This is a genomic window from Hoeflea sp. BAL378 (assembly GCF_000759435.1).
Classification (GTDB): domain Bacteria; phylum Pseudomonadota; class Alphaproteobacteria; order Rhizobiales; family Rhizobiaceae; genus Hoeflea.
Map to the genome: position 1 here is coordinate 13,319 of NZ_JRJG01000020.1, position 24,593 is coordinate 37,911.

General features: G+C 67.1%; 21 protein-coding genes. 10 read left to right on the forward strand and 11 right to left on the reverse strand.

Annotated elements, in window-relative coordinates; all coding sequences use genetic code 11:
* The first annotated feature begins 192 nt into the window (after nt 1-192).
* Nucleotides 193-819 carry a hypothetical protein gene (locus LL06_RS06370; protein ID WP_035523829.1) on the forward strand — a complete coding sequence of 209 codons (627 nt, stop codon included), beginning with the start codon at nt 193-195 and terminating at the stop codon, nt 817-819.
* Nucleotides 816-2,987, forward strand: a complete 2,172-nt coding sequence (locus tag LL06_RS06375; RefSeq protein ID WP_035523832.1) for a DUF294 nucleotidyltransferase-like domain-containing protein — start codon at nt 816-818, stop codon at nt 2,985-2,987. Before LL06_RS06370 ends, LL06_RS06375 begins: the two co-directional genes overlap by 4 nt.
* Nucleotides 2,988-3,011: 24 nt before the next feature.
* Here LL06_RS06375 and LL06_RS06380 read toward each other — a convergent pair whose 3' ends face one another.
* Nucleotides 3,012-4,139, reverse strand: a complete 1,128-nt coding sequence (locus tag LL06_RS06380; RefSeq protein WP_244447058.1) for an aminotransferase class V-fold PLP-dependent enzyme — start codon at nt 4,137-4,139, stop codon at nt 3,012-3,014.
* Nucleotides 4,140-4,344: 205 nt separating this feature from the next.
* Here LL06_RS06380 and LL06_RS06385 point away from each other — a divergent pair, with 205 nt between their 5' ends.
* Nucleotides 4,345-5,175: a crotonase/enoyl-CoA hydratase family protein gene (locus LL06_RS06385; RefSeq protein ID WP_035523889.1), complete on the forward strand. Its 831-nt coding sequence runs from the start codon at nt 4,345-4,347 to the stop codon at nt 5,173-5,175.
* A 10-nt stretch (nt 5,176-5,185) separates the two neighbouring features.
* Here LL06_RS06385 and galE read toward each other — a convergent pair whose 3' ends face one another.
* The 3 genes from galE to mscL form a co-directional block, all read right to left on the reverse strand.
* Entirely contained in the window at nt 5,186-6,181 is a 996-nt protein-coding gene (gene galE / locus LL06_RS06390; RefSeq protein WP_035523839.1) for a UDP-glucose 4-epimerase GalE, read from the reverse strand.
* Nucleotides 6,182-6,276: 95 nt separating this feature from the next.
* Nucleotides 6,277-7,443 carry a pyridoxal phosphate-dependent aminotransferase gene (locus tag LL06_RS06395; RefSeq protein WP_035523842.1) on the reverse strand — a complete coding sequence of 389 codons (1,167 nt, stop codon included), beginning with the start codon at nt 7,441-7,443 and terminating at the stop codon, nt 6,277-6,279.
* Between the two features lie 172 nt (nt 7,444-7,615).
* Nucleotides 7,616-8,035, reverse strand: a complete 420-nt coding sequence (gene mscL / locus LL06_RS06400; protein ID WP_035523845.1) for a large conductance mechanosensitive channel protein MscL — start codon at nt 8,033-8,035, stop codon at nt 7,616-7,618.
* 226 nt (nt 8,036-8,261) lie between these two features.
* On the opposite strand from mscL, the gene LL06_RS06405 reads away from it, so the two are divergent.
* On the forward strand, nt 8,262-11,762 hold the full coding sequence (locus tag LL06_RS06405; protein WP_035523847.1) for a PAS domain-containing hybrid sensor histidine kinase/response regulator: 3,501 nt from the start codon (nt 8,262-8,264) through the stop codon (nt 11,760-11,762).
* 65 nt (nt 11,763-11,827) lie between these two features.
* Here the strand turns inward: LL06_RS06405 and LL06_RS06410 are convergent, their stop codons facing one another.
* The 3 genes from LL06_RS06410 to LL06_RS06420 form a co-directional block, all read right to left on the reverse strand.
* A complete protein-coding gene (locus tag LL06_RS06410) occupies nt 11,828-12,484 on the reverse strand; it encodes a response regulator transcription factor (RefSeq protein ID WP_035523851.1) in 657 nt (218 codons plus the stop codon).
* Nucleotides 12,485-12,553: 69 nt separating this feature from the next.
* Nucleotides 12,554-12,862 (reverse strand): hypothetical protein, encoded by a 309-nt coding sequence (locus tag LL06_RS06415; RefSeq protein WP_035523853.1) that lies wholly within the window; start codon nt 12,860-12,862, stop codon nt 12,554-12,556.
* Nucleotides 12,863-13,003: 141 nt separating this feature from the next.
* Nucleotides 13,004-13,447: a hypothetical protein gene (locus LL06_RS06420; protein ID WP_152599510.1), complete on the reverse strand. Its 444-nt coding sequence runs from the start codon at nt 13,445-13,447 to the stop codon at nt 13,004-13,006.
* Nucleotides 13,448-13,573: 126 nt separating this feature from the next.
* On the opposite strand from LL06_RS06420, the gene LL06_RS06425 reads away from it, so the two are divergent.
* Both LL06_RS06425 and LL06_RS06430 read left to right on the forward strand, forming a co-directional pair.
* Nucleotides 13,574-13,921 (forward strand): DUF952 domain-containing protein, encoded by a 348-nt coding sequence (locus LL06_RS06425; RefSeq protein WP_035523859.1) that lies wholly within the window; start codon nt 13,574-13,576, stop codon nt 13,919-13,921.
* Complete coding sequence (locus LL06_RS06430; protein WP_035523862.1) at nt 13,918-15,000, forward strand: quinone-dependent dihydroorotate dehydrogenase; 1,083 nt, start codon at nt 13,918-13,920, stop codon at nt 14,998-15,000. The genes LL06_RS06425 and LL06_RS06430 overlap by 4 nt, the downstream gene beginning before the upstream one ends.
* Nucleotide 15,001: 1 nt before the next feature.
* On the opposite strand, the gene LL06_RS06435 is transcribed toward LL06_RS06430, so the two are convergent.
* A complete protein-coding gene (locus LL06_RS06435) occupies nt 15,002-16,357 on the reverse strand; it encodes an MATE family efflux transporter (RefSeq protein ID WP_035523865.1) in 1,356 nt (451 codons plus the stop codon).
* A gap of 119 nt (nt 16,358-16,476) precedes the next feature.
* Between LL06_RS06435 and LL06_RS06440 the strand changes: the two genes are divergently transcribed.
* Complete coding sequence (locus LL06_RS06440) at nt 16,477-17,382, forward strand: histone deacetylase (RefSeq protein WP_035523867.1); 906 nt, start codon at nt 16,477-16,479, stop codon at nt 17,380-17,382.
* A 2-nt stretch (nt 17,383-17,384) separates the two neighbouring features.
* Here LL06_RS06440 and LL06_RS06445 read toward each other — a convergent pair whose 3' ends face one another.
* The 3 genes from LL06_RS06445 to LL06_RS06455 form a co-directional block, all read right to left on the reverse strand.
* Nucleotides 17,385-17,648, reverse strand: coding sequence for a DUF6460 domain-containing protein (locus LL06_RS06445; protein WP_035523870.1), 264 nt, complete (start codon nt 17,646-17,648; stop codon nt 17,385-17,387).
* 64 nt (nt 17,649-17,712) lie between these two features.
* Nucleotides 17,713-19,326, reverse strand: coding sequence for a cisplatin damage response ATP-dependent DNA ligase (locus LL06_RS06450; RefSeq protein WP_035523872.1), 1,614 nt, complete (start codon nt 19,324-19,326; stop codon nt 17,713-17,715).
* A 3-nt stretch (nt 19,327-19,329) separates the two neighbouring features.
* On the reverse strand, nt 19,330-20,346 hold the full coding sequence (locus LL06_RS06455; RefSeq protein ID WP_052161267.1) for a ligase-associated DNA damage response exonuclease: 1,017 nt from the start codon (nt 20,344-20,346) through the stop codon (nt 19,330-19,332).
* Nucleotides 20,347-20,457: 111 nt separating this feature from the next.
* Here LL06_RS06455 and LL06_RS06460 point away from each other — a divergent pair, with 111 nt between their 5' ends.
* The 3 genes from LL06_RS06460 to LL06_RS06470 form a co-directional block, all read left to right on the forward strand.
* The gene (locus tag LL06_RS06460; protein WP_081963694.1) at nt 20,458-21,492 is read left to right on the forward strand and encodes a methyltransferase; all 1,035 of its coding nucleotides are present in this window, start codon (nt 20,458-20,460) and stop codon (nt 21,490-21,492) included.
* Between the two features lie 123 nt (nt 21,493-21,615).
* Nucleotides 21,616-24,102 carry a ligase-associated DNA damage response DEXH box helicase gene (locus LL06_RS06465; RefSeq protein ID WP_035523897.1) on the forward strand — a complete coding sequence of 829 codons (2,487 nt, stop codon included), beginning with the start codon at nt 21,616-21,618 and terminating at the stop codon, nt 24,100-24,102.
* An 11-nt stretch (nt 24,103-24,113) separates the two neighbouring features.
* A partial coding sequence (locus LL06_RS06470) for a metallophosphoesterase (RefSeq protein WP_035523874.1) occupies nt 24,114-24,593 on the forward strand: 480 nt, incomplete at its 3' end.

Here is a 24,593-nt window from a genome sequence, read left to right on the forward strand (position 1 = left end):
AGCAGGGCGCGAAGAGCGACCCAGTAATTCCCCCGGGTTTACTTCACCGGGAGAGAACCCTCATATGTAAAAATATTCCCATGCCCTCCCCCGAGGTCCCTATTCCCAACAAATCCAAGTCGTGGTTATAGGGATCGTCGATATAGTCGGATTCTGAAAGTATAGTCAACTCAGACCAAAGAAGGACGCCCCATGCGGGATCTCATCGGCGCACTGCGCAGGAAACGCAAAACCATCACCGACCTCGACGAGTTGGCCGAGGCGATCCGGGCGGCGGCGGCCTATCTCGCCCAGGGCGCAAGCTATTCCTATCTGCGCGCCCGCAGCCTGATGGCCGGACCGCGGCTGTTCTCCGACGAAGGCTTCGGCGCCGCGCTCGAGATCTGCAAATGGGAAGCCTTCGGGGTGGCCTGCCAGGACCTGGTGCTGATCCTGGAAGCCGAGATGCGCGCAGGCCTGCCGCAGGACATCGAGGCCCGCAAGGGGGTGTTCGGCGCGCTGTACCGCGACGCCCTTTCCCGCGAGCAGGTGCCCGCGCACCGGGCCGCCGCAGGTTGGGACGACATGATTGGCGACTTCGAGGGCCGGCTTGCCTCGGCGCTCGAGCGGGCGCCGATGAAGCCGGATTTCATCTCGATCGCCACGGCCCAGCGCATCCTCGACCATGCGCCGATAGATCCCGGCGTGCGGGTGGCGGACGAGATGATGGTGGTCAACAATGTCGCGTTCCGCTTCATCGACCAGCAATCCAAGCTGCGCGGCGAACTCGACCTCGACGCCATCACCGCGAAACTGGCCGAGAGGATGGCCGAGGCATGAAGAAACCCGGCGGCGTCACCCGAAACCAGCATGGCCCGGCCACGCCGCTGATCGCGCTCGACACCGTCGTCCTCGACACCGAGACCACCGGGCTCGACGTCCGCCAGGACAGGCTCGTGCAGATCGCGGCGGTGCGGCTGCATGGCGCCGACATCCTCGAGCACGAGGTCTTCGACGTGCTGCTCGATCCCGGGGTGCCGATCCCGGAGGTCGCCACCCGGATTCACGGAATTGGCGACGCGGATGTGGAAGGCCGGCAGGGCTTCGCCGCGATCGCGCCGGAGCTCGCGGGGTTCATCGGCGACTCCGTGGTGATCGGCCATTCGATCCATTTCGACATGGCGGTGTTGCGGCACGAGGCGCTGCGCCACGGGCTTACCTGGAAGGAGCCGCAGGCGATCGATGTCGGGCTGGTCGCGGCCGGCCTGCAGCCGGGCCTGGTCGACACCTCGCTCGATTCGCTCGCCGCGGGCCTCGGCATCGCGATTTCGGGCCGCCACAGCGCGCTCGGCGACGCGATGGCGACGGCGCGGGTCTATGTCGCGCTGCTGCCGCAACTGCTCAAGGCCGGGGTGCGCAGCCTGGGCGAGATCGAGGCGCTGTGCCGCAAGCCGTCCGATCTGATCGCCCGGCAGGAGAGTGCGGGATGGTTCGCGCGTCCCGGCAGCCGGCCCGACTTCACCCCGGGCGCGCTGCGGTCGGGCGCGCAGAAGGCGATCGACAGCTTCCTCTATCGCCACCGGCTGGGCGAGGTGATGAGCAGCCCGCCGATCACCGTCTCTCCCGAAGTGAGCCTGCACGCGGCGGCGCGGCTGATGACCGATCGCGGCATCGGCTGCCTGATGGTGGAGCCGGGCGCCGACGGCCGGTTCGGCATCCTCACCGAACGCGACGTTCTCTCGGCGATGGCCGAGGCCGGGGCCGGGGCCGCCGCCACGACCGTCGGCGCGCACATGACCTCGCCGGTCATCTCCGCGCCCGCCGACATGCTGCTCTACCGCACGCTCGGGCTGATGGCGCGGCGGAACCTGCGCTATCTCGGCGTCACCGATTCGAAGGGCGAGCTCGCCGGGGTCTTCACGCTGCGCACGCTGCTGCGCGAACGCGCGCTCGCCACGCTCACCATCGGCGACGAAATCGCCGCCGCCTCGCGGCCGCGGGAGCTCGCCAAGGTGCAGGCCGCCCTGCCCTCGCTGGCGGCTTCGCTGCTAGCCGAGGGGCTGGACGCGCGCGAGGCCGCCTCCGTCATCTCGGCCGAAGGCCGGGCGATGACGGCGCGCGCAGCCGAGATCGCGGAAACCGAGATGATCGCCGCCGGCCACGGCCCGGCCCCGGCCGACTATGCCCTCCTCGTGCTGGGCTCGGGCGGACGCGGCGAAAGCCTGCTCGCGCCCGACCAGGACAACGCGCTGGTGATCGCCGACGGATATGACGGCGATCTCGAGTCGGCCGAGGACTGGTTCACGCGCTTTGCCACACGGATCACCGAGATCCTCGACCGCGCCGGGATTCCCTACTGCACGGGCGGGGTGATGGCGAAGAACCGCGCCTGGCGGCGCAGCCTGTCGGAATGGCAGGCCTCAATCGACGACTGGGTCCGCCACCCCACTCCGCAATCGCTGCTCAATGTCGACATCTTCTACGACTTCACGCCGGTGCATGCGTCGGGCAGCGAAGGCGCGAGGATCGCCGACCGGCTCAGGGGCCACGCGACCGCCGCGGCGCGGAGCGCGCTCGGCATGCTCCGGGCCATGGGCGAGACGGCGGGCGGGCATTCGGCGCCGCTCGGCCTGTTCGGCCGCATCCGCAAGGACGATGCGGGCCGGGTGGATCTCAAGTCGGGCGCGCTGCTGCCGATCGTCGCCGGCGCCCGGGTCATAGCGCTCCGCCACGGCGTTGCGGCGCTCGACACGCCGGGCCGCCTGACCGGCGCCGCGCGCGCGGCAGGGCGGGCGGAAACGGATGCGGCGCTGCTCTCCGACATTCACGGCTTCCTGATCCGGCTGATCCTGGCGCAGCAGATCGCCGACATCCAGGCCGGGGTGAAACCGTCGAACCGGGTCGAGGTCAACCGGCTCTCGCACCAGGACGCGGCACAGTTGCGCGAGGCGCTTGGCCGCATCGACCTGATCCGCGACATGCTCCGCGATCTGCTGCAGGGCGTCTGAGGGCCTGAACAGGCCGGGCTTGGCTTAAGCCTCCGCGATTTTTTCCAGAACAGTCTCGAGCCTGGCCACAGTGCCGTCGACATCGCCCAGCTTGTCGAGCCCGAAGAGGCCCAGGCGGAAGGTACGGAAATCGGCGGGCTCGTCGCACATCAGCGGTACGCCGGCGGCGATCTGCATCCCTTCGGCGGAGAACTTCTTTCCGTTCTGGAACTCTGGATCCTTTGTGTAGCTCACCACCACGCCGGGCGCCTCGAAGCCATCGGCCGCAACCGACTTGAAGCCGCGCCGGGAGAGGAGCGCGCGGACCTTGCGGCCGAGCTCCCACTGCCGCTCGCGGGCCAGATCGAAGCCGAAATCGCGGGTCTCGACCATCCGGTCGCGGAACACCTTGAGCGCGTCCGTCGGCATGGTCGAATGATAGGCATGGCCGCCGCCGACATAGGCCTGCATGATGTCGTGCCACTTCCTGAGATCCACCGCGAAGCTCGTGCTCTTGGTCTCGCCGAGCCGGTCGAGCGCGCGGGCGCCGAGCATGACGAGGCCGGCGCAGGGCGAGGCGCTCCAGCCCTTCTGCGGGGCGGAGATCAGCACGTCGACGCCGGTGGCCTTCATGTCGACCCAGATGCAGCCCGAGGCGATGCAATCGAGCACGAAGAGGGCGCCGACATCGCGGGCGGCTTCTGAGATGGCCTTGAGATATTCGTCGGGAAGGATGACGCCGGACGAGGTTTCCACATGCGGCGCGAACACCACGCTGGGGCGCATCTCGCGGATTTTTGCGGTGACTTCCTCGATCGGTTGCGGCGCGAAGGCCGAGGTGCTCTCGTTGCCGGTCTGGCTCGCCTTGATCACGGTGGTCTCGGCGGGAATGGCGCCCATGTCGAAGATCTGGGTCCAGCGATAGGAGAACCAGCCGTTGCGGATGACCATGACATTGGCGTCGGTGGCGAACTGGCGGGCGACCGCTTCCATGGCGAAGGTCCCGCCGCCCGGCACGATCACGGCCGCATCGGCCTGGTAGACCTCGCAGAGCATGGCGTTGAGGTCGGTCATGACCCGCTGGAACGATTTCGACATGTGGTTGAGCGAGCGATCGGTGAATACCACCGAGAACTCCATCAGGCCATCGGGGTCCACGGGGGAAGCGGTCATGGGCATGCGGTCGTCTCCTGTTGGCGATGGCCCGCTTTGCGCAGGCGTGAGCCATGCTATAGGCCTGTTTTTTGAAAGATTGAAGGCGCGGCCCGGCGATTTGCCGGCCGTCGCGGGCGCCTGCGGACCGGATTCCGCGCCGCCCGCGCCAGAGCCGCCCGAGGAAGCCATGCCGCGCGGCGGCATCGAAAGAGAGGAGACCGCCATGACCTACGCCTGTTTCACGCTCGGGATCACTGACCACATCGCCCATATCCGCTTCAACCGGCCCGACAAGGCCAATTCGATGACGATGGCGTTCTGGAAGGAACTGCCCGACGCGGTGAACCGCATTTCCACCTCTGCCGAGGCGCGGGTTATCGTGATTTCCGCGGAGGGCAAGCACTTCACCTCGGGCATGGACATTTCGGTGTTCATGGAGGGCGGGCTCGATGGCGATCCGAAGAATCCGCAGGTGTCGGCCGAGGCGTTCCGCTACAAGATCAAGGCGCTGCAGGAGACGTTTTCGGCGCTCGAACGCGCCCGCCAGCCGGTGCTGGCGGCGATCCAGGGCGGGGCCATCGGCGCGGGCGTCGACCTGGCGACGGCCTGCGACTGCCGCTATGCCTCGGCGGATGCGTTCTTCGCGGTCCAGGAAACGGCCATCGGCATGACAGCCGATGTCGGCACCTTCCCGCGGCTCATGCGCCTGATCCCCGAAGGCTGGGCGCGGCAGATGGCCTATACAGCCGAGCGGCTGCCGGCCGAGAAGGCCAGGGAGATCGGTCTTGTCAACGAGGTGTTCGAGACCCATGAGGCGCTGCTTGAGGGCGTGATGGCGATCGCCCGCAAGATCGCCCAGCATTCGCCGCTGGCGGTGGCCGGCTGCAAGGCGATGGCGAACTACGCCCGCGATCATTCGACCGCCGATGCGCTCGACTATGTCGCGGTGTGGAACGCGGCGATGCTGCGCCCCGACGACATCAGGGAAGCCTATCTCGCCAAAAGCGAGAAACGGGAGCCGGTGTTTGACGATCTCAAGCCTGTGCAGCGCTGAGCGGAGGACGTCAGAGTTTCTGGTTGGTGCGCGCCAGGCGGCGTTCCCAGGCGAGCGCGCTGCCGACGATCTGGTCGAGATCGTCGAGCTTCGGCGTCCAGTCGAGCACCATGCGGGCGCGGCTCGAATCGGCGACTGAGGTGACGATGTCGCCCGGCCGGCGCGCGGCGATGCGGATCTCGAAATCGCGCCCGCTCAACCGCTTCACCGAATCGAGCACTTCGCGCACCGTGTAGCCGCGGCCATAGCCGCAATTGGCGATGATGCTCTGCCCGCCCGCGCGCAGATAGGTGAGTGCGTTCATATGGGCGGCGACGAGGTCGCTCACATGGATGAAATCGCGCACGCAGGTGCCGTCGCGGGTCGGGTAATCTGTGCCGAACACCTCGATGCCGTCGCGCTTGCCCATCGCCGCTTCGGTGGCGACCTTGATCAGGTTGGCCGCACCCCGGGTCGATTGCCCGGTGCGGCCTTGCGGATCGGCGCCGGAGACGTTGAAATAGCGAAGTGCTGCGTAGCGAAAGTCATGGGCGGCTGCCGCGTCGGCGAGCATGCGCTCGGTCATCAGCTTGGAAAGGCCATAGGGCGATTCCGGCAGGGTCGGCGCGGCCTCCGAAACCGGACCGTCGCTGACCGGGCTGCCATAGACCGCCGCGGTGGAGGAGAAGACGAACTTGTCGACGCCGTTCTCGATCGCGGTGCGGATCAGGGCCAGGGAATTGGCGGTGTTGTTCTGGTAGTAGCCGAGCGGATCGGCGATGGATTCCGGGACCGAGATGGATCCGGCGAAATGCACGATCGCGTCCACGCCATGATTGCGGATAATGCCGGCCACGGTTTGCGTGTCGGCGATGTCGGCGCGGATCAGCCTGGCCTCCGGCGCCACGGCCCATTCGAAGCCGGTGGACAGCCGGTCGATGACGACGACCTCCTCACCGGCGTCGAGCAGCGCCCAGACCATGTGGCTGCCGATATATCCTGCTCCGCCCGTCACCAGAACCGTCATGCCAACCCCTTGATGGTGCTTCCACCAGCGCAGGATGACCCTCAAGTTTCAAGAAACCGTGAATCGCCGCTGTGCCTCTCCGGGGCAGGCGAGGCTCAGAGCGCGGAGATATAGGCCGCAAGCCTTCCGGCCGCTTCCTCGACATGGTCGAGCCGGCGCAGGAAACAGGCGCGCAGGAAGCTCGATCCGCCGGCGCCGAAGGCCGTGCCCGGGGCAAGGCCGACATTGGCGCGGTCGACGATGTCGATCGCCGCGCCGCGTGTGTCGGTTATGCCGTCGATGCGGAAGAAGGCATAGAACGCGCCGTCGGGCTTCTGGGTGACGACGCGGTTGGTGCCGGTCAGCGCATCGCAGAACAGGTCGCGCGCCGCCGTCGCCTTGGCGATCTGCGCCTCGAGGAAGGCGTCGCCGTGCTCGAGCGCCGCCAGCGCACCCTTCTGCAGGAACTGGGGGACGCCGGAGGTCTGGTACTGGACGCTGTTTTCGAGCACCTGGATGATCGACGGCGGCGCCACGATCCAGCCCGTCCGCCAGCCGGTCATCGACCAGTTCTTGGAGAAGGTGTTGACGAACATGATCCGGTCGGTGTCGTCCATGATGTCGAGGAAGGACGGCGCGCGCGCGCCTGCATAGAAGAAGCGGCTGTAGATCTCGTCGGCGATGATCCAGAGCCCGTGCTTGCGGGCGAGATCGAGGATCGCCACGAGATCCTCGCGCGTCGCCGTCCAGCCGGTGGGGTTGGAGGGCGAGTTGATGAACAGGGCGCGGGTCCTGGGCGTGAGCGCGGCGGCGATCCGGTCGGGATCGATGCTCCAGCGTCCATTGGCGTAGTCAAGGGTCGCGCCAACCGCGACGCCGCCCGACATGCCGAGCGCGGCGGCGAAATTCGGCCAGGCGGGCGTGATCTGGATGACTTCGTCGCCCGGGTCGACGACGGCCTCGATGGCGATCTTGATCGCCTGCATGCCGGATCCCGTGACGCAGAAGGCGTCGAGCGGCAGGGTCCTGCCGAAATGGCGGGCATGGTAGTCGGCGAGCGCCTGCCTGAGTTCGGGAATGCCGCGCTGCCAGGTGTAGAAGGTCTCGCCCGCGAGCAGGGCCTCCGCCGCCGGCCGGCTGATGAAGTCGGGCGTCGGCTCGTCGCCCTCGCCCGCCCAGAGCGGGATCAGCCCCGGCTTGAGGCGGCCGTGGTTGGCGACCGCGACAATGCCGCTTTCGGGGGACTGGATGGCGCGGCGGCTCAGGCTGTCGAACTGGTTCATGGCGGACTCCGTTTGCCTCTCTTAGCCGGTCCCGCCGCCTCCCGCATCAGCCGAGGCGTCATGGATCAATGGATTTTTGTGATGAAACCGCGCCGCCACCGCAAAGCAAAACCCCGGCGCGGAGGCCGGGGTTTCGGATGCGGTCATCGGCCTCGCAAGGCCGTGGGTGGCTTCAGGCCCGGGCTTTGAGCAGATCGCGGATTTCGGTAAGCAGGGCGATGTCCGCCGGAGGGGCGGCCGGCTTCTCCGGCGCGGCCTGTTCCTTGATGCGGATCGAGTTGACCGCCTTGACCATCAGAAAAATGATCCAGGCGAGGATCAGGAAATTGATCAGGACGGTGAGAAAATTGCCATAGGCAAAGACGGCGCCCTGTTCCCGGGCCGCTTCCAGCGTCGTCGCCGTCACGCCTCCCGCCAGCGGAATGAAGTAGTTAGAAAAATCCGCGCCGCCGAAAATCGCGCCGACGATCGGCATGATGATGTCGTCGACCATGGACGACACGATCAGCCCGAAGGCGCCACCGATGATGACGCCGACGGCGAGGTCCATGACATTACCCTTGGCGATAAACGCCTTGAATTCGTTCAGCATGTTCAATCACTCCTTGTGGCGCGGATGTCCCTCTTGCTGCCTGGGCACGCGCCTCGCCCTCGCTCGCATGCAAATTTTCTAACATACTTGGCCGTTCAGGAAACCGGCATTTTTGCGGGTCGAAAGAGGCTGCCTGCCGCCAGGCCTGCTGGACCAAAGGCTCCCTTGTTTGCCGGCCTGATCGGTCTATGCTTGGCTGCGGAGGATTGGAGGGGAGCGCATACCAATGATGCCCGGCTGGCTGGTTTTCGGATCGGCGCTTTTCTATCTGCTGATGCTGTTCGCCATCGCCACCTATGGCGACCGGTCGGCGCGCCAGCGGCGGATGCGCACGGCGGGCCGGCCGATCATCTATTCGCTCAGCCTCGCCATCTACTGCACCTCGTGGACCTATTTCGGCGGCGTCGGCCTGGCGGCGTCGCGCGGGCTCGAATTCACCGCGATCTATATCGGCCCGATCCTGATGTTCACGCTCGGCATGCCGATCCTCAGGCGGATCGTCACCCTGGCGAAAGCCGAAAAGCTCACCTCGATCGCCGATTTCATGGCGGCGCGCTACGGCAAGAGCCCGATGGTGGCGGCGCTGGTGGCGCTGATCGCGGTGATCGGCACCATTCCCTACATCGCGCTGCAGCTCAAGGCGGTCTCCTCGTCGGTGGCGGTGCTGGTGGACGTGGAGCAGTTGAACCGGGTCACCGAGACCTTCTTCCTGTCCGACATCTCCTTCTTCGTCACCTTGGTGCTGGCGGCCTTCGCGGCGATCTTCGGCACCCGCCACACCGACGCCACCGAGCACCAGGACGGGCTCATTCTCGCCATCGCCATGGAATCGCTGGTCAAGCTGCTGGCCTTCACGCTGGTCGGGCTGTCGGTGGTCTTCGTCATGTATGACGGTCCCTGGGACCTGTTCGCGGCCGCGGTCTCCCATGCCGAGGTGATGAGCGCGCTCACCTACGAGACACCGCCGCTGCGCTGGGGCCTGCTGATCGTGCTCTCGGCCTTCGCCATCATCCTGCTGCCGCGCCAGTTCCACGTGGCGGTGGTGGAGAACCGGACTCCCGGCGAACTCAGGCTGGCGGGCTGGCTCTTGCCGCTCTATCTCATCGCCATCAACATCTTCGTGCTGCCGGTGGCGATCGCCGGCGTGCTGCAGTTCGGATCGGGCGGCGCCAGCGACCTGTTCGTCCTCGCCCTGCCGATGACAAACGACATGCCGATGGTGGCGCTGATCACCTTCATCGGCGGCTTCTCCGCCGCCACCGCGATGGTCATCGTCGCCTCGGTGGCGGTGGCGATCATGGTGTCCAACGACATCATCGTCCCGGTGGTGCTGAGGCGGCGCAACCGGCGCGGCCAGGGCGGCGATTTCTCGAGCCTGATCCTGACCATCCGGCGCACCGCGATCGTCGGCATCCTGCTGCTGGGTTTTGCCTATTATCGTGCCGCCGACATCAATGCCGGGCTCGCCTCGATCGGGCTTCTGTCCTTCGCGGCGATCGCGCAGCTCGCACCGTCCTTCTTCGGCGGCCTGTTCTGGCGCCAGGCCAATGCCAGGGGCGCGGTCGCGGGCCTCTCCTGCGGGATCGGCATCTGGGCCTATGTGCTGATGCTTCCGAGCCTCGGCGGGCCGGACAACAGCCACCTGGCTGCAGCCATCCTCGATTTCATCATTCCCGGCACGCAGAGCTTCACCGCGCCGGGGTCGGATCCGTTGTTCAACGCCGTCGTGCTGAGCCTGATTGCCAATTGTCTCGCCTATGTCATCGGCTCGCTGTCGCGGCGGCCGAAATCCATCGAGCGGATCCAGGCCGCCATGTTCATCCCCGAAAGCCGCAGGCTTACCACCTCGGGGAGAAGCTGGAAGACCAAGGTCACCGTCGCCGACCTCAAGCAGACCATCAGTCGCTATCTCGGCCACGAGCGCACGGAACGCTCGTTCCATTCGCACGAACGCGCCATCGGCCGCTGGATCAACGCCGACGATCCGGCCGACATGGGGCTGTTGCGCTTCGCCGAGCAACTGCTGGGCAGCGCCATCGGCTCGGCCTCGGCGCGGCTTGTGCTGTCGCTCTTGTTCGAGCGCGCCGACGACATTCCCGGAGACACCGCGCGGCTGCTCGACGAGGCCTCGGAGGCGCTGCAGTACAATCGCGACCTGCTGCAGACCGCGCTCGGGCAGATGAACCAGGGCATCACCGTGTTCGACAGCACCAACCGGCTCACCGTCTGGAACAAGCGGTTCCGCTCGCTGCTGGAACTGCCCGAACATGTGGGCCAGGTCGGCTTTCCGCTCGAAAACATCATCTCGATGCTGGTCGAGCGCGGCGACATCAAGGCTGGCGAGGAGCAGGACGTGGTCGACCGGTTCCTGGTCATGGACACCGCCTTTTCGCTGACCATCGGGCCGGAGAAGCGGATCATCGAGATCCGTTCCAACCCGATGCCCGACAGCGGCATCGTCACCACCTATGCCGACATCACCGAGCGGGTCGCCGCCGACATGGCGCTGAAGCAGGCCAACGAGACGCTGGAGCAGCGCGTGACCAAGCGCACCGCCGAACTGATGCGGGTGAACCGGGAACTGGAAAAAGCGCAGTTGACGGCGGAGGAAGCCAATATCGGCAAGACCCGGTTCCTGGCCGCGGCCGGCCACGACATCCTGCAGCCGCTCAACGCCGCGCGGCTCTATTCCTCGACGCTGGTGGAGCGGCTCGGCAACTCGCCCAACCAGAAGCTGGTGCAGAACATCGATTCCTCGCTGGAATCGGTGGAGGCGATCCTGGGCGCGGTGCTCGATATCTCCCGGCTCGACACCGGTGCGATGAAGCCGCAACTGGCGAGCTTCCCGCTCAACGACCTGCTGCAGCGGGTGGTGACCGACTTCGCGCCGGTGGCGCGGGAGAAGAACCTGCGGTTCACGGTGATGCCGACCAGCGTCTATGTGCGCTCCGATCCCAACCTTCTGCGCCGGCTGGTGCAGAACCTGGTCTCGAACGCCATCAAATACACCCGCGAAGGCCGGGTGCTGGTGGGCGTGCGGCGGCGCGGCGACAAGGTTATCATCCAGGTCATCGACACCGGCATCGGCATTCCCTCAACCAAGTTCCGCACCGTGTTCCGCGAATTCGCGCGGCTGGAAGAGGGCGCGCGCACAGCCTCCGGTCTGGGGCTCGGCCTGTCGATCGTCGACCGCATCGCCCGGGTGCTCAAGCATTCGGTCGACATCTCCTCGCAATCGGGAAAGGGCACCGAGTTCCGGGTGGAACTGCCGCTCGAAACCAATGTCAAGCGCATCCAGGCGCAGCCCAAGCGCAGCGCCGCCGATCAGGCCGGCTCGAACCTCAAGGGTCTCAGGGTGCTGTGCATCGACAACGAACCGAAGATCCTGGAGGGCATGACGCTGCTGCTCAGCGGCTGGGGCTGCTCGGTGCTGCCGGCGGGCTCGCTCGCCGAAAGCCTGGAAATCGCCGAGACCGAGGATGCGCCGGACGTCATCTTCGCCGATTACCACCTCGATGACGGCACCGGGCTCGAGACCATCGTGGCGCTGCGCAGCCTGTGGAAGATGGATATCCCGGCGCTGCTGGTGACCGCCGACCGGACGCCGGAGGTGCGCGCCACCGCGGACGCGGAGCGCATCGCCGTGCAGAACAAGCCGATCAAGCCGGCGGCGCTGCGCGCCTTCCTCAACCAGGTGACGGTGACGCGGCGCACCGCCGCGGAATAGGGCCTGCCCTGCACTTCAGGGCGCACTTCGCCGGCGGGCCGCCTTCCTTGCGGCCGGAGCGCCGGTCATTCGGTCTGGTGGAGGACTTCCGCGCCGATCTTGGAGAGATGGATGACCGCCTGGGTGCGGCTGTCGACGCCGAGCTTCTGCAGCACCGCCGAGACATGCGCCTTGATGGTGGCCTCGGAGACCCCGAGCTCATAGGCGATCTGCTTGTTGAGCAGGCCCTCGGCCAGCATGCCGAGCACACGCCCCTGTTGCGGGGTCAGCGTCTGAAGCCGGGCGATCAGGCTGGCGATTTCAGGATCGTGCTCCGAGCCGAGATCGACATCGGGCGGGGTCCAGATGCCGCCGTCGAGCACCGTTCGCACGCCCTGGCGGATCTGGTCGATGCTGGCGGATTTGGAAATGAACCCCGAGGCGCCCAGTTCGAGGGCGCGGCGCATGGTCGGCGGATCATCGGTGGCCGACACGACCACGACCGGCAGGCTGGCGAATTCCGCGCGGAAGGCGATCAGCCCGGAGAGGCCCGAAACGCCCGGCATGGTCAGGTCCAGAAGGATCAGGTCGGCCTCCGGGTGAGCGGCCGCCATGGTGCGGGCGCCGACGAGATCGCCGGCTTCCAGAATTTCGATGCTGTCGCCAATCCCCTCCAGCGCCTGGCGCATCGCGCCGCGAAACAGCGGATGATCGTCCGCTATGATGAATGTCAATGGCGCCATGCACTCTCCCCCCTACCGGTCGCGCTGCCGCGGCGAATCCTGTCTAAGACCCGGATTCCAAAAAGCACTTTAACGGCGCGCCATGCGTTCGCGCAAGTGTGGCAGCCGGATGAGGAACCAGACGGCGGTCCAGACATTTCCGAGAACCGGAATCGGCAGGATCCACAGCAGGGCGTGAAGCGGCCGGGGTTCGAAGAACCAGATGACCACCGCCGAGAACAGGAAGCCCAGATAGAGGTCGGCCAGCGTCACCTGCCCCCAGGGATCGGAGATCAGCCAGTTTCCGGCTTCCGAAAACGACCCGCTAGTCACGGCGACGACGATCAGGCCGGCGAGCCCGAGGGCTCCGGCGGCAATGAGGATTTGCAGGCCTTTCATGACAGTCCTTTCCTGGCGCCGTTTACCGCGCACACCTGCGCCGGGCCCGGATCTATACGCAGCCGCCTGCTCCGCGGATGAGCCGCGCCGCCTGGGGCACATCAAAACCCCGTGCACGGCGCGCAACCCTTGCGCGCCGGTTCAGGTCCGGTCCGGAATCGGCTCCGGCGGAACCTTCGGCTGCTCTTCGAAATCCTTCTGCAACTCCTCGACCATGCCGAAGAAGCGGCGCATCATCTTTTCCATGGCATCGAGCGCCTGATCCAGTTCGGCTTCGTCCGGCGCTTTGGCGATCGCCGAAGGCGGATCCATGAGATCGAGACGGCTCTCCAGTTCGGTGACGCGGGCCGAAAGATCCGACAGGCTCTCCTCGAAGGCGCGCCGGTCGTCCGCCGACAGCCGGCAGACCAGTTGCCCGGCCTTCTCGGTGCAGATCGACATCTCGCCGGTCAGCGTGTCCAGGCGGACAAAGCCGTTTTCGGTCTTTTCCATGGTGAAGCGGTTTGCTATCGGCTCCTCGGAGACAGCCGGGCCGGACATCAAGAGCACCAGGGCCGGAACGGACAGCATTGCAAAACGGGTCATGACGGTACACTCCTGTTTGGTGAAGTCATGACACGCAATGACGACAGAATCGAGAAGCGATCCCCAAATCCGCGCCTGACAGGCGCCTTTTCGGGGACAGGCACGGCAAAGGCGGGACATTCGGGCATGCAGGCAACCATCTACAAGATCACGCCGGAGGCGCTGTGGCGCGTCGCGGAAGCCCAGGGCCGCTTCACCGGCGCGCCGGTGGATCTCGATGACGGGTTCATCCATTTCTCCACCCGCGACCAGGCGATCGAAACCGCCAGGCGCCATTTTGCCGGACAGGACGACCTGCTGCTGGTCGCGGTCGACGCCGGGGCGCTCGGCGAGAAGCTCGTCTTCGAGCCCTCGCGCGGCGGCGCGCTGTTTCCGCATCTCTATGCCGACATGCCGCTCTCGGCGGTGAAATGGGTCAAGCCGCTGCCGCTCGGTCCGGACGGGGCGCATGTGTTTCCGGACATGGACGCATGAGCGGGTTGCTTTCGGGCATCGGCCGCAGGGCGCTGTTCACGCTCGATCCGGAAACGGCGCACGGGCTGTCGATCACGGCGCTCAAGAGCGGCATGGTGCCGGGCTGCCGGGCCGACAGCGATCCGCGCCTGGCCGTCACCGTCGCCGGGCTTGCCTTCCCCAATCCGCTCGGCATGGCGGCGGGATACGACAAGAACGCGGAAGTGCCCCGGGAACTGGCGCGTCTCGGCTTCGGCTTCGTCGAGATCGGCACGCTGACGCCCAGGCCGCAGCCGGGCAATCCCAGGCCGCGGATCTTCCGCCTGGTCCGCGACCAGGCGGTGATCAACCGGCTGGGCTTCAACAATGAGGGCCATGCCGCCGCGCATGCCCGGATCTCGCCGCGGCGGCGCGACGGCCTTCTCGGCGTCAACATCGGCGCCAACAAGGACACCGAGGACCGGGCCGCCGATTACGTCGCGGGCATCGCCTGCTTCGCAGACGTGGCGGATTACTTCACTATCAACATCTCCTCGCCCAACACGCCGGGGCTGCGCAATCTGCAGACCCGCGCGGCGCTGTCGGAGCTCCTCAACCGTGTGCTGGCCGAGCGCGACGCCAAGCAAACACGCATTCCGGTGTTCCTCAAGATCGCCCCGGACCTGACCGAGCCCGATCTCGACGACATCGCCGCCGAATGCCTGGCGCAGAAGCTGGACGGCGTCATCGTCTCCAACACGACGCTGTCGCGGACCGGGCTCTCGGCGGATCCCAAGGCCGGCGAGGCGGGCGGATTGTCCGGGCGACCGGTGTTCGAGCGCTCGACCATCGTGCTCGCCAAGATGCGGCAGCGGCTGGGGAAAGAGATGCCGTTGATCGGCGTCGGCGGCGTCGACAGTGCCGAGACGGCGGCCGAGAAGATCCGCGCGGGCGCCGATCTGGTTCAGCTCTACACCGGCTTCATCTATGGCGGGCCGCTGCTGCCGGGGCGGATCCTGCGCGGGCTGTCGAAGATCTGCGACCGGGAAAAGCTCGCGCATCTGTCGGACCTGCGCGACACCCGCAGCGCGGACTATGCGACCCGGGACATTCCGGCCTAGCTCAGGCCGGCCCGAAGGCCCGCTCCATGCGTCGCGGCAGGATGGCGAGCAGGGTGAAGCCGCGCGCGGCCAGGAACACGTTGAGCGCGATCCACAGTCCCTGATTGCCCCAGATCCCGGTCAGGCCCACCGACAGGGCGATGAACAGGGCGAGCGAGAGCAGCATCATGTTGCGCATGTCGCGCGACCAGGTGGCGCCGATATAGATGCCGTCCATCTCGAAGGCGAGCACGCCGGCAAGCGCCGTCAGCGCCGCCCAGAACAGGTAGGAGCCCGCTTCGATCCGCACGGTCTCGAGCGTCGTCATCCAGCCGATCACGCTGGTGCCGAAGATCAGGAAGAACACCGTGGTGAAGCCTGCGAGGCCGAGGCCCCAGAAGAAGGTGAGCTTCACCGCCCTGCCGAAGGCCTGCCGGTTGCGTGCGCCGATGGCGCGACCGGCGATCTGTTCGGCGGCGGTGGCGAAGCCGTCGAGATAATAGCCCGCCACCATGAAGAAGTTCATCAGGATGGCGTTGGCGGCCAGCGTGGTCTCGCCGAAGCCGGCGCCCATGCGGGTGAACCAGGCAAAGGCCGCCACCAGCGCAAAGGAGCGGATCATGATGTCGCCGTTGAGCGCCATCAGCTTCATGATCGAGGGCCGGTGGATGACCTGCTTCCAGGACGGGCTGTCGCGGCGGTCGAACCGGCGGTGGATGATGACAAAGCCCGCCACGCAGCCGGTGATCTCGGCGATCACGGTCGCTGCGGCAACGCCCTTGAGGCCGAAATCGAGCCCCAGCCCGAGCCAGATCGACAGCACGATGTTGGTGCCGTTGATGACGGTCTGCAGGAACAGGCCGGTTCCACCCATGCCGCGGCCGAGCACATAGCCGAGGATGGCGTAATTGGCGAGCGCCGCGGGGGCGGAGATCGCCCTTATGACGAGATAGGTCGAGGCGGCGGCGGCCACTTCGCCCTCGGCGCCCATCAGCGGCAGGCCCACCGTCAAAAGGAGCGGAATGGCGGCAATGACGGCAATGCCCGCGACCACCGAAATCATCAGCGACCGCCAGAACACCGCCTGTTCCTCGGTCGGATCCTCCCGACCCATGGCCTGGGCGACCAGGCCGGTGGTCGAGGAGCGCAGGAAATTGAAGGTGGTGAACACCAGATCGAACAGGATCGCGGCCATCGCCAGCCCGCCGATCAGCGCCGCATTGCCGAGCCTGCCGACGACGGCGGTATCGACCAGCCCCAGGAGCGGCGTGGTGAGGAAGGCCAGCGTCATCGGCACGGCGATCGCCAGCACCATCCGGTTGTTGACCTCGAAGGCCCTGATCTTCGGAGCCCCGTTCGGCGCGTCGTCGAGCTGCATGCAAATGTCCGTGGCTGGAAATGATTCGGCTTCAAATCAGGGGCAAAATAGACCGGGCGAAGGAGAAAGCCCATCGACAGATATGGACGAAGCCGCTTTCCTGCGCCACATCTCAGGCGATGCCCCTACTGCCCATCGTTCATGCCCCGGCCTATGATGCCGGCTTCGCCCCCGGCCACCGCTTTCCCATGGGAAAATACACCCGTCTGATGGAGCTGATCGGCGAAACCGGTCTCGGCTCGGCGGCGGATTTCCATGCGCCGGCGCCGGCCTCGGCCGAATGGCTGGCGCTGGCGCATCACCGGACCTATGTCGACCAGGTGCTCGGCTGCAGCGTGCCGGCGCTGATCGAGCGCGAAATCGGCTTCCAGGTCGACGAGCGGGTGAGCCTGCGCGCGCGGCTTGCGACCGCGGGCACGGTGATGGCGGCGCGGCTGGCGCTGAGCGAGGGGCTTGCCTGCAACACCGCCGGCGGCAGCCACCATGCGCGGCGCGCGCAAGGGGCGGGCTTCTGCACCTTCAACGATGTGGCGGTGGCGGCGCACCTGCTGCTGGCCGACGGCCACGCGGGACGCGTGTTGGTGATCGACCTCGACGTGCACCAGGGCGACGGCACGGCCGAGATCTGCGCAGGCACTGCTGCGATCCGCACCGTGTCGATGCATGGCGAGAAGAACTATCCGGTGCGCAAGCAGGTCTCCTCGATCGATGTGGCCCTGCCCGACGGCGTGCGCGACGACGCCTATCTCGAGACGCTCGACTGGCTGCTGCCGCGGACGATCGAGGGGTTTTCGCCGGACCTGGTGTTCTACAATGCCGGGGTCGATCCGCATGAGAGCGACCGGCTGGGGCGGCTGTCGCTCAGCGACGAGGGGCTGAGGCGCCGCGACCGCCGGGTGTTTTCATTCTTCCGCGAGCGCGGCATCCCGGTCGCGAGCGTCCTGGGCGGCGGCTACAGCCACGATATCGACGCGCTGGCGCGCCGGCATCTCATCACCTTCGAGACGGCGTCGCAATTTATCTGAGTTTACCGGCGCAGGCTGAACAGCCGGATGAGGATGAAGACCGGGATCACGACGGCCGCGCCGAGCGCCAGATAGCCGCCGAAGCGGCCAAGCGCCTCAAAGCCGGTTTCCCAGAGGTTGATGAGGAAATCCCGCGCCATGTAGAGGATGTCGACCGGATACCAGTTGAAGGTCGCCATGATGATGCCGACGACGAAGGACGCGACCAGGAGCTTGAGCGCGGTGCGGCCGGGCGTGTCGCCCAGGAAACGTGTCAGACCATTCATGCCGGCAATTCCCGTGTTTCCGTTGGCTCTCACATAAGCATCGGAGCCGCGCCGGACAAGCCTGTCACTCGGTCCCGTCGATCATTCGCTCGAGCGTCTCCAGCCGGTCGGCCTCGGCGGGCGGCTTGTCCCATCTGAGGCGGCTGATGCGGGGAAAGCGCATGGCGACGCCGGATTTGTGCCGGGTGGAGCGGTTGATGCCTTCGAAGGCCACCTCGAACACCAGCCCCTTGTCGGGGCCGGCCCGCACCGAACGCACCGGGCCGAAGCGCTCGATGGTGTTGTCGCGGACATATTTGTCGATCTTGAGCAGTTCCTCGTCGGTGAAGCCGAAATAGGCCTTGCCGACCGGCACCAGTTCCCCCTCGTCGCGCCAGACGCCGAAGGTGTAGTCGGAATAATAGCCCGAGCGCTTGCCGTGGCCGCGCTGGGCATACATCAGCACGGCGTCGATCAGGAACGGATCGCGCTTCCATTTGTACCATTCGCCCTTGGGCCGGCCCGGCACATAGGGCGACAGCTTGCGCTTGATCATCACGCCTTCGATCACCGCGAAGGGCGGATCGGCGCGCAGCAGCGACAGCTCGTGCCAGGTGGTGAAGGGCAGCAGCTGCGAGACATCGAAGCGCATCGGGTCAAGCTCGGCGACGAAGGATTCGAGCCGCGCGCGCCGCTCGAGGAAGGGCTTCGCCCTGAGGTCGAACGCCCCGTCCTGCAGGATGTCGTAGGCGCGGAAGAAGGCCGGATGGTCGCGCAGTTGCTTCGCCGTCACGGTCTTGCGGTTGAGCCGCTGCTGCAGGTCGGAAAAGGTGCCGGTCTCGATGCCTTCGCCGCCCGGACGGGCGACCAGCAGTTCGCCGTCGAGCGCACCGTCGAAGGCGATCGCGTCGACCAGATCGGGGAAAGCCGCGGAAATGTCGTCGCCGGTGCGGGTGTAAAGCCGGTTGACACCGCGCTCGGAGGTCGCCTGCACGCGGATGCCGTCCCATTTCCATTCCGCTGTGAAATCATCAGGATCGAGCTTGTCGAAGTCGGTCAACTCGACGGCGTGCGACAGCATCACCGGCCGGAAGGGTGCTGCGGCCGCGTTGACGGGCTTGTCGCCTCCCCCCTCCAGCCAGGCGAAGAGCTCCAGATAGGGCGGCGTGAGCCCGTGCCAGAGCTCCTCGATCTCGTTGACCTCGACCTGGCCGAACCCCGCCAGCGCCTGCTTGATCAGCCGGCCCGACAGGCCCATGCGGAAGCCGCCGGTGACGAGTTTCAGGAGCGCGTAGCGGCCGGGCGCATCGAGCCGGTCGAGCCAGTCCTCGACGAGCCTGGGTCCGTCCCGGCGCGAGGAGGCCTGGAGCGTCTCGACCACTTCGGCCAGTCCCGGCGCGTCGTTGCGGCCCGCCCGCGCGGTCTCCTTCTCCGGCCAGGCGAGCGCGATGGTCTCGGCGAGATCGCCGACATAATCGTAGGAATAGGCGAACAGCTCCGGGTCCATGCGCGCCGAGATCAGCTCGCGCAGTTGCGCCGGCTTGACCGCGGGAATGTCGAGATCGCGGGCGATCGCCGCCAGCGCATAGCCGCGCTCGGGATCGGGCACGGTGCGGAAATAGTCCTGCAGCAGCGCAAGCTTGGCGTTGCGGGACGGCGTGAACGCCAGCATGTCGAGGAGATCGGCGAAGCGGTTCACGGTTCAGTCGCCCTCGTCTTCATAGCCGACCAGGTGCAGCGGCTTGGCGGCGATGCCCTGCATCTCGCACCAGCGCACCAGCGCCTCCTCGCGGCCATGGGTGACCCAGACCTCGCCCGGGGCCACCGCGGTGATGGTCTCGGCCAGTTCGTCCCAGTCGGCGTGGTCGGAGATCACCAGCGGCAGCTCTACGCCGCGCTGGCGGGCCCTGGCCCTCACCTGCATCCAGCCCGACGCGAAGCTGATCAGCGGGTCGGGGAAGCGGCGCGCCCATTTGTCGCCGAAGGCCGACGGCGGGCCGAGCACGATGGCGCCGGCGAAATCGCCCTTGGCGCTGGCCTCGACCGTGGCCGGGCGCAGCTCGCCCAGAGCGATGCCCTGGCTCTCATAATAATCGCAGAGCTTCTGCAGCGCGCCGTGAATGTAGAGCGGCTTCTGATATCCGGCGTCGCGGATGAGGCGGATCACCCGCTGCGCCTTGCCGAGCGAATAGACGCCGACCAGATGCGCCCGGTCCGGATTGCGGCTCACGGAGCGCAACAGCCGGGCAATCTCTGATCCGGCATCGGGATGGCGGAACACCGGCAGGGCGAAGGTCGCCTCAGTGATGAAGACATCGCAGGCGACCGGCTCGAAGCTGGCGCAGGTCGGATCCGGCCTCGGCTTGTAGTCGCCCGAGGCGACGATGCGCAGGCCGTTGCGCTCGACGGCGATCTGGGCAGAGCCCAGCACGTGGCCGGCGGGATGAAAGGTGACGGTGACGTCCTTGATGCGGATTTCCTCACCGAGAGACGCCGGCTGGGTGGCGTCGGCATGATCCGCGCCGTAGCGGATCGCCATGATGTCGAGCGTCTCGGGCGTCGCCAGCACATGGCCGTGGCCGGCGCGGGCATGGTCGGCATGGCCATGGGTGATCAGCGCCCGGTCGACGCCGCGCACCGGATCGATGAAGAAATCGCCCGGCGGACAGTAGAGCCCCTCGCGGCGGGGAATGAGCAGGTCTTCGGGTCTGGGTGTCATGCATCCAAGGTAGGGCGGCTTGCGCCCGCGCGAAAGGGCCCAGCGAAAGGGCTTGCGTTTTCCAACGCGGCGCAGCATAGGCTGCGCGATCATCCCGCATCCGGTCCGTTCATGACATCCCACCAGCTTTCCTCGGGCGATCTGATTGCCGATCGCCGCGCGCAGTATGCCCTCCACTACGCCGAAGGCGGCGATCTCGGCGCCGCCATCGACCTGCAGATGCAGGCACTGGAGCTCGCGCCCGCCTGGGCGGCGGGCTGGCACCAGCTTGGCAACTACCGCGAGAAGACCGGCGACATGGCCGGCGCCGCCGAAGCCTGGCGCAGGGTGCTGGCGCTGGCGCCCGCCGACATCTTCGGCGCGGGCCTCAAGCTGTCGCTGACCGGACAGGCGGAAACGCCTTCGGTTCCGCCGTCCGAATATGTCGAGGCGCTGTTCGACGGCTATTCCGACCGCTTCGACACAGCGCTTGTCGAGGACCTGGGCTATTGCGTGCCCCAGCGGCTGATGGCGCTCATCGGCGAGGTCGCCGGCGCGGACGCGCATTTCGCCAAGGTGATCGACCTTGGCTGCGGCACCGGGCTGTTCGGCGAGCGGATCCGGCTCAGGACCTCGTGGCTCGACGGCTACGACCTGTCGCAGGGCATGCTGGCCAAGGCCCAGGAAAAGGGCGTCTACGATCATCTCGGCCAGGCCGACATAGGCTTCGGCCTGCCTGCCGGCGGACCGTCCTCGGGCGCGAAGGCCGATCTGGTCGCAGCCTCTGACGTGTTTGCCTATTTCGGCGATCTCGATACCGTCATCGGCGTCGCCGCGGATCTGGTCCGGCCCGGCGGCCTGCTCGCCTTCTCCTGCGAGGCCGGCCGCGACGGCGTCGACTGGCTGCTGCAATCCTCGCTACGCTACAGCCACGGCGCGGCCTATCTCATCGGACTCCTGGAAAGACACGGCCTGGTCGTCGAGCGGCTCGAACGCGAGCCGATCCGCCGGGATGGCGCGGACATGATCGAGGGGTATCTGGTCATTGCCCGCAGGCGGGCGGAAGCGGGGCTGTCCCCGACGGGCCGGCCGGCAATGCTCCCCGGCGCCGGCGATCCGGCCGACCTGCCCGACGACACCACGGGCGGCCCCTCCTATCCGATGTGATCGGCCGTCCGCGGCCGGAACCGTGGGTGCTTGGAGCGGCGCGTCTGCTGCTCTAGATTGACCTTCGTGAGCACCGATTCCCCTCCCGCCCCCGACGCGCCCGGCGCAGATCCCGGTTTCGATCTGCCCGAGCCATTCCTCGGCTGGTTCGCCAGCCGCGGCTGGCGGCCGCGCGCGCACCAGCTCGAACTGCTGGCCGAAACCCGGGCCGGGCGCTCGATGCTGCTGATCGCGCCCACCGGGGCGGGCAAGACACTGGCAGGCTTCCTGCCGAGCCTCACCGATCTCGCCGCGCGCGGCAGGCCCAAGCCGGGATCGGCCGGGGCGCGCTCGCTGCACACGCTCTACGTTTCGCCCTTGAAGGCGCTCGCCGTCGACATCGAGCGCAACCTGGCGCGGCCGGTCGAGGAAATGGGCCTGCCGGTGCGGATCGAGACGCGGACCGGCGACACGCCGCAATCCAAGCGCGCCCGGCAGCGCACCGATCCGCCCGATATCCTGCTGACCACGCCCGAGCAGGTGTCGCTGCTGATCGCCAATGCGCATGCCGAACGGCTGTTCGCGGGCCTGCGCTACGTGATCTTCGACGAGCTGCATTCGCTGATCGCGTCCAAGCGCGGGCATCTCCTGTCGCTGGCGCTGGCGCGGCTGCGCAGGCTCGCGCCGGGCCTCAGGACCATCGGACTGTCGGCGACGGTGGCCGATCCGGAAGAGTTGCAGCGCTGGCTGGTGGAGCAATCGCCTCTGACCGAGGCGATGGCCGGACGCATCACCGTCACCGGCGGCGCAAGCCCGATCATCACCATTCTCGAGACCGCCGAGCGCATCCCCTGGTCGGGGCATTCGGCGCGCTACGCCATCCCCGACGTCTATGAGACCATCAAGGACCACCGCACCACGCTGATCTTCGTCAACACCCGCAGCCAGGCGGAAATGCTGTTCCAGGAACTGTGGCGGGTCAACGAGGACAATCTGCCGATCGCGCTGCATCACGGCTCGCTGGATGCGGCGCAGCGGCGACGGGTGGAGGCGGCGATGGGGCGCAACGAACTGCGCGCCGTGGTCGCCACCTCGACGCTCGATCTCGGGATCGACTGGGGCGACGTCGATCTCGTGGTCCATGTCGGCGCGCCCAAGGGGGCGAGCCGGCTGGCGCAGCGCATCGGCCGCGCCAACCACCGCATGGACGAACCCAGCCGGGCGATCCTGACGCCGGCCAACCGGTTCGAGGTGCTCGAATGCCAGGCGGCGATCGACGCCAATTACGCCGGCGCGCAGGACACGCCGCCGGGCGGCGACGGCGGGCTCGACGTGCTGGCCCAGCACGTGCTGGGAATGGCCGCGGCCGCGCCGTTCGATGCGGACGAGCTGTTCCGCGAAGTGACCGGCGCGTCCCCCTATGCGCGGCTTGACCGGGAGACCTTCGACAGGGTGATCGATTTCGTCGCCACCGGCGGCTATGCGCTCAAGAGCTACGAGCGCTATGCCCGCATCCGCAAGCGCGCCGACGGGCTGTGGCGGATTTCCAACCCGCAGGTGGCGCAGCAGTACCGGCTCAACATCGGCACCATCATCGAGGCGCCGATGCTCAATGTGCGGATGACCAGCCGCAAGAACGGCATCCTCTCCGGCCGCGGCGGCCCGCCGCTGGGCAAGGTCGAGGAGTATTTCCTCGAAACCCTGTCGCAGGGCGACACATTCCTGTTTTCGGGAAAAATTCTCAGATTCGAAGGCATTCGCGAGAACGAATGCCTGGTCTCCAACGCCTGGGACCAGGATCCGAAGGTGCCCGCCTATGCGGGCGGCAAGTTTCCGCTGTCGACCTATCTGGCCGAGGGCGTGCGCGCCATGATCGCCGATCCGGGCAAATGGGGCGCCCTGCCCGACCAGGTGTCGGACTGGCTCAGGCTGCAGCGCGACGTCTCGGAACTGCCGGCGCGCGACAGCCTGCTGATCGAGACGTTTCCGCGGGCCGAGCGGTTCTACATGGTGTTCTATCCGTTCGAAGGACGGGTGGCGCACCAGACGCTGGGCATGCTGATCACGCGGCGGCTGGAACGGCTGCGCGCCCAGCCGCTCGGCTTCGTGGCCACCGATTACTCGCTCGGCGTCTGGGCGCTCGAGGACATGGGCGCGATGATCGCCGACGGCCGCCTCGATCTCGGCCAGTTGTTCGACGAGGACATGCTCGGCGACGATCTCGACGCCTGGCTCAACGAATCCTGGCTGCTCAAGCGCACCTTCCGGGCCTGCGCGGTGATCTCGGGCCTGATCGAGCGGCGCCACCCCGGCAAGGAGAAGACCGGCCGGCAGGTCACGGTCTCCGCCGACCTGATCTACGACGTGCTCAGAAGCCACGAACCCGACCATATCCTCTTGCGCGCGACGCGGGCGGATGCGGCGCAGGGGCTTTTGGACATTCAGCGACTCGGCGCTATGCTCAAGCGAATCAAGGGACACATCAGGCACCGGGCGCTTGACCGGATCTCGCCGCTGGCGGTCCCGATCATGGTGGAGATCGGGCGCGAGCCGGTCGCCGGCGAGGCGCATGAAAGCATTCTGGCCGAGGCTGCGGACGATCTGCTGGCCGAGGCGCGGACCCTGAGGTGAACGGACCAGCCATGCACGGAACCATCGCGGCGCTCAAAGCCGATGCCGGGTCTGCCGGCCCGTCGACAGTGGCGATCGACGTCAACGGAACCGTGGTGGTCTGCGACCGCTCCGGGGTGGCCTGGCTGCCCGACAGCCAGGCGCTTGTGGTCTCTGACCTGCATCTCGAAAAGGGTGCGGCGCATGCGCGGCGCGGCCTGCTGCTGCCGCCCTATGACACGGCCGCGACCCTCGCCCGCCTCGGCGCGGCGATCGCCTTCTACGATCCGCGCCTGGTGATCAGCCTGGGCGACAGTTTTCACGACCGCAGCGGATCGGAGAATCTGCCCGAGTCCTACCGCGAGATCCTCAGGGCGCTGCAGCGGGGGCGGGACTGGGCCTGGATCGAGGGCAATCACGACCCCGACAGGCCGGTGGGGCTCGATGGCGCCTGGTGCAGCGAACTCCATCTCGAAACGCTCGCGTTCCGCCACGAGCCGCGCCCCGGCGCG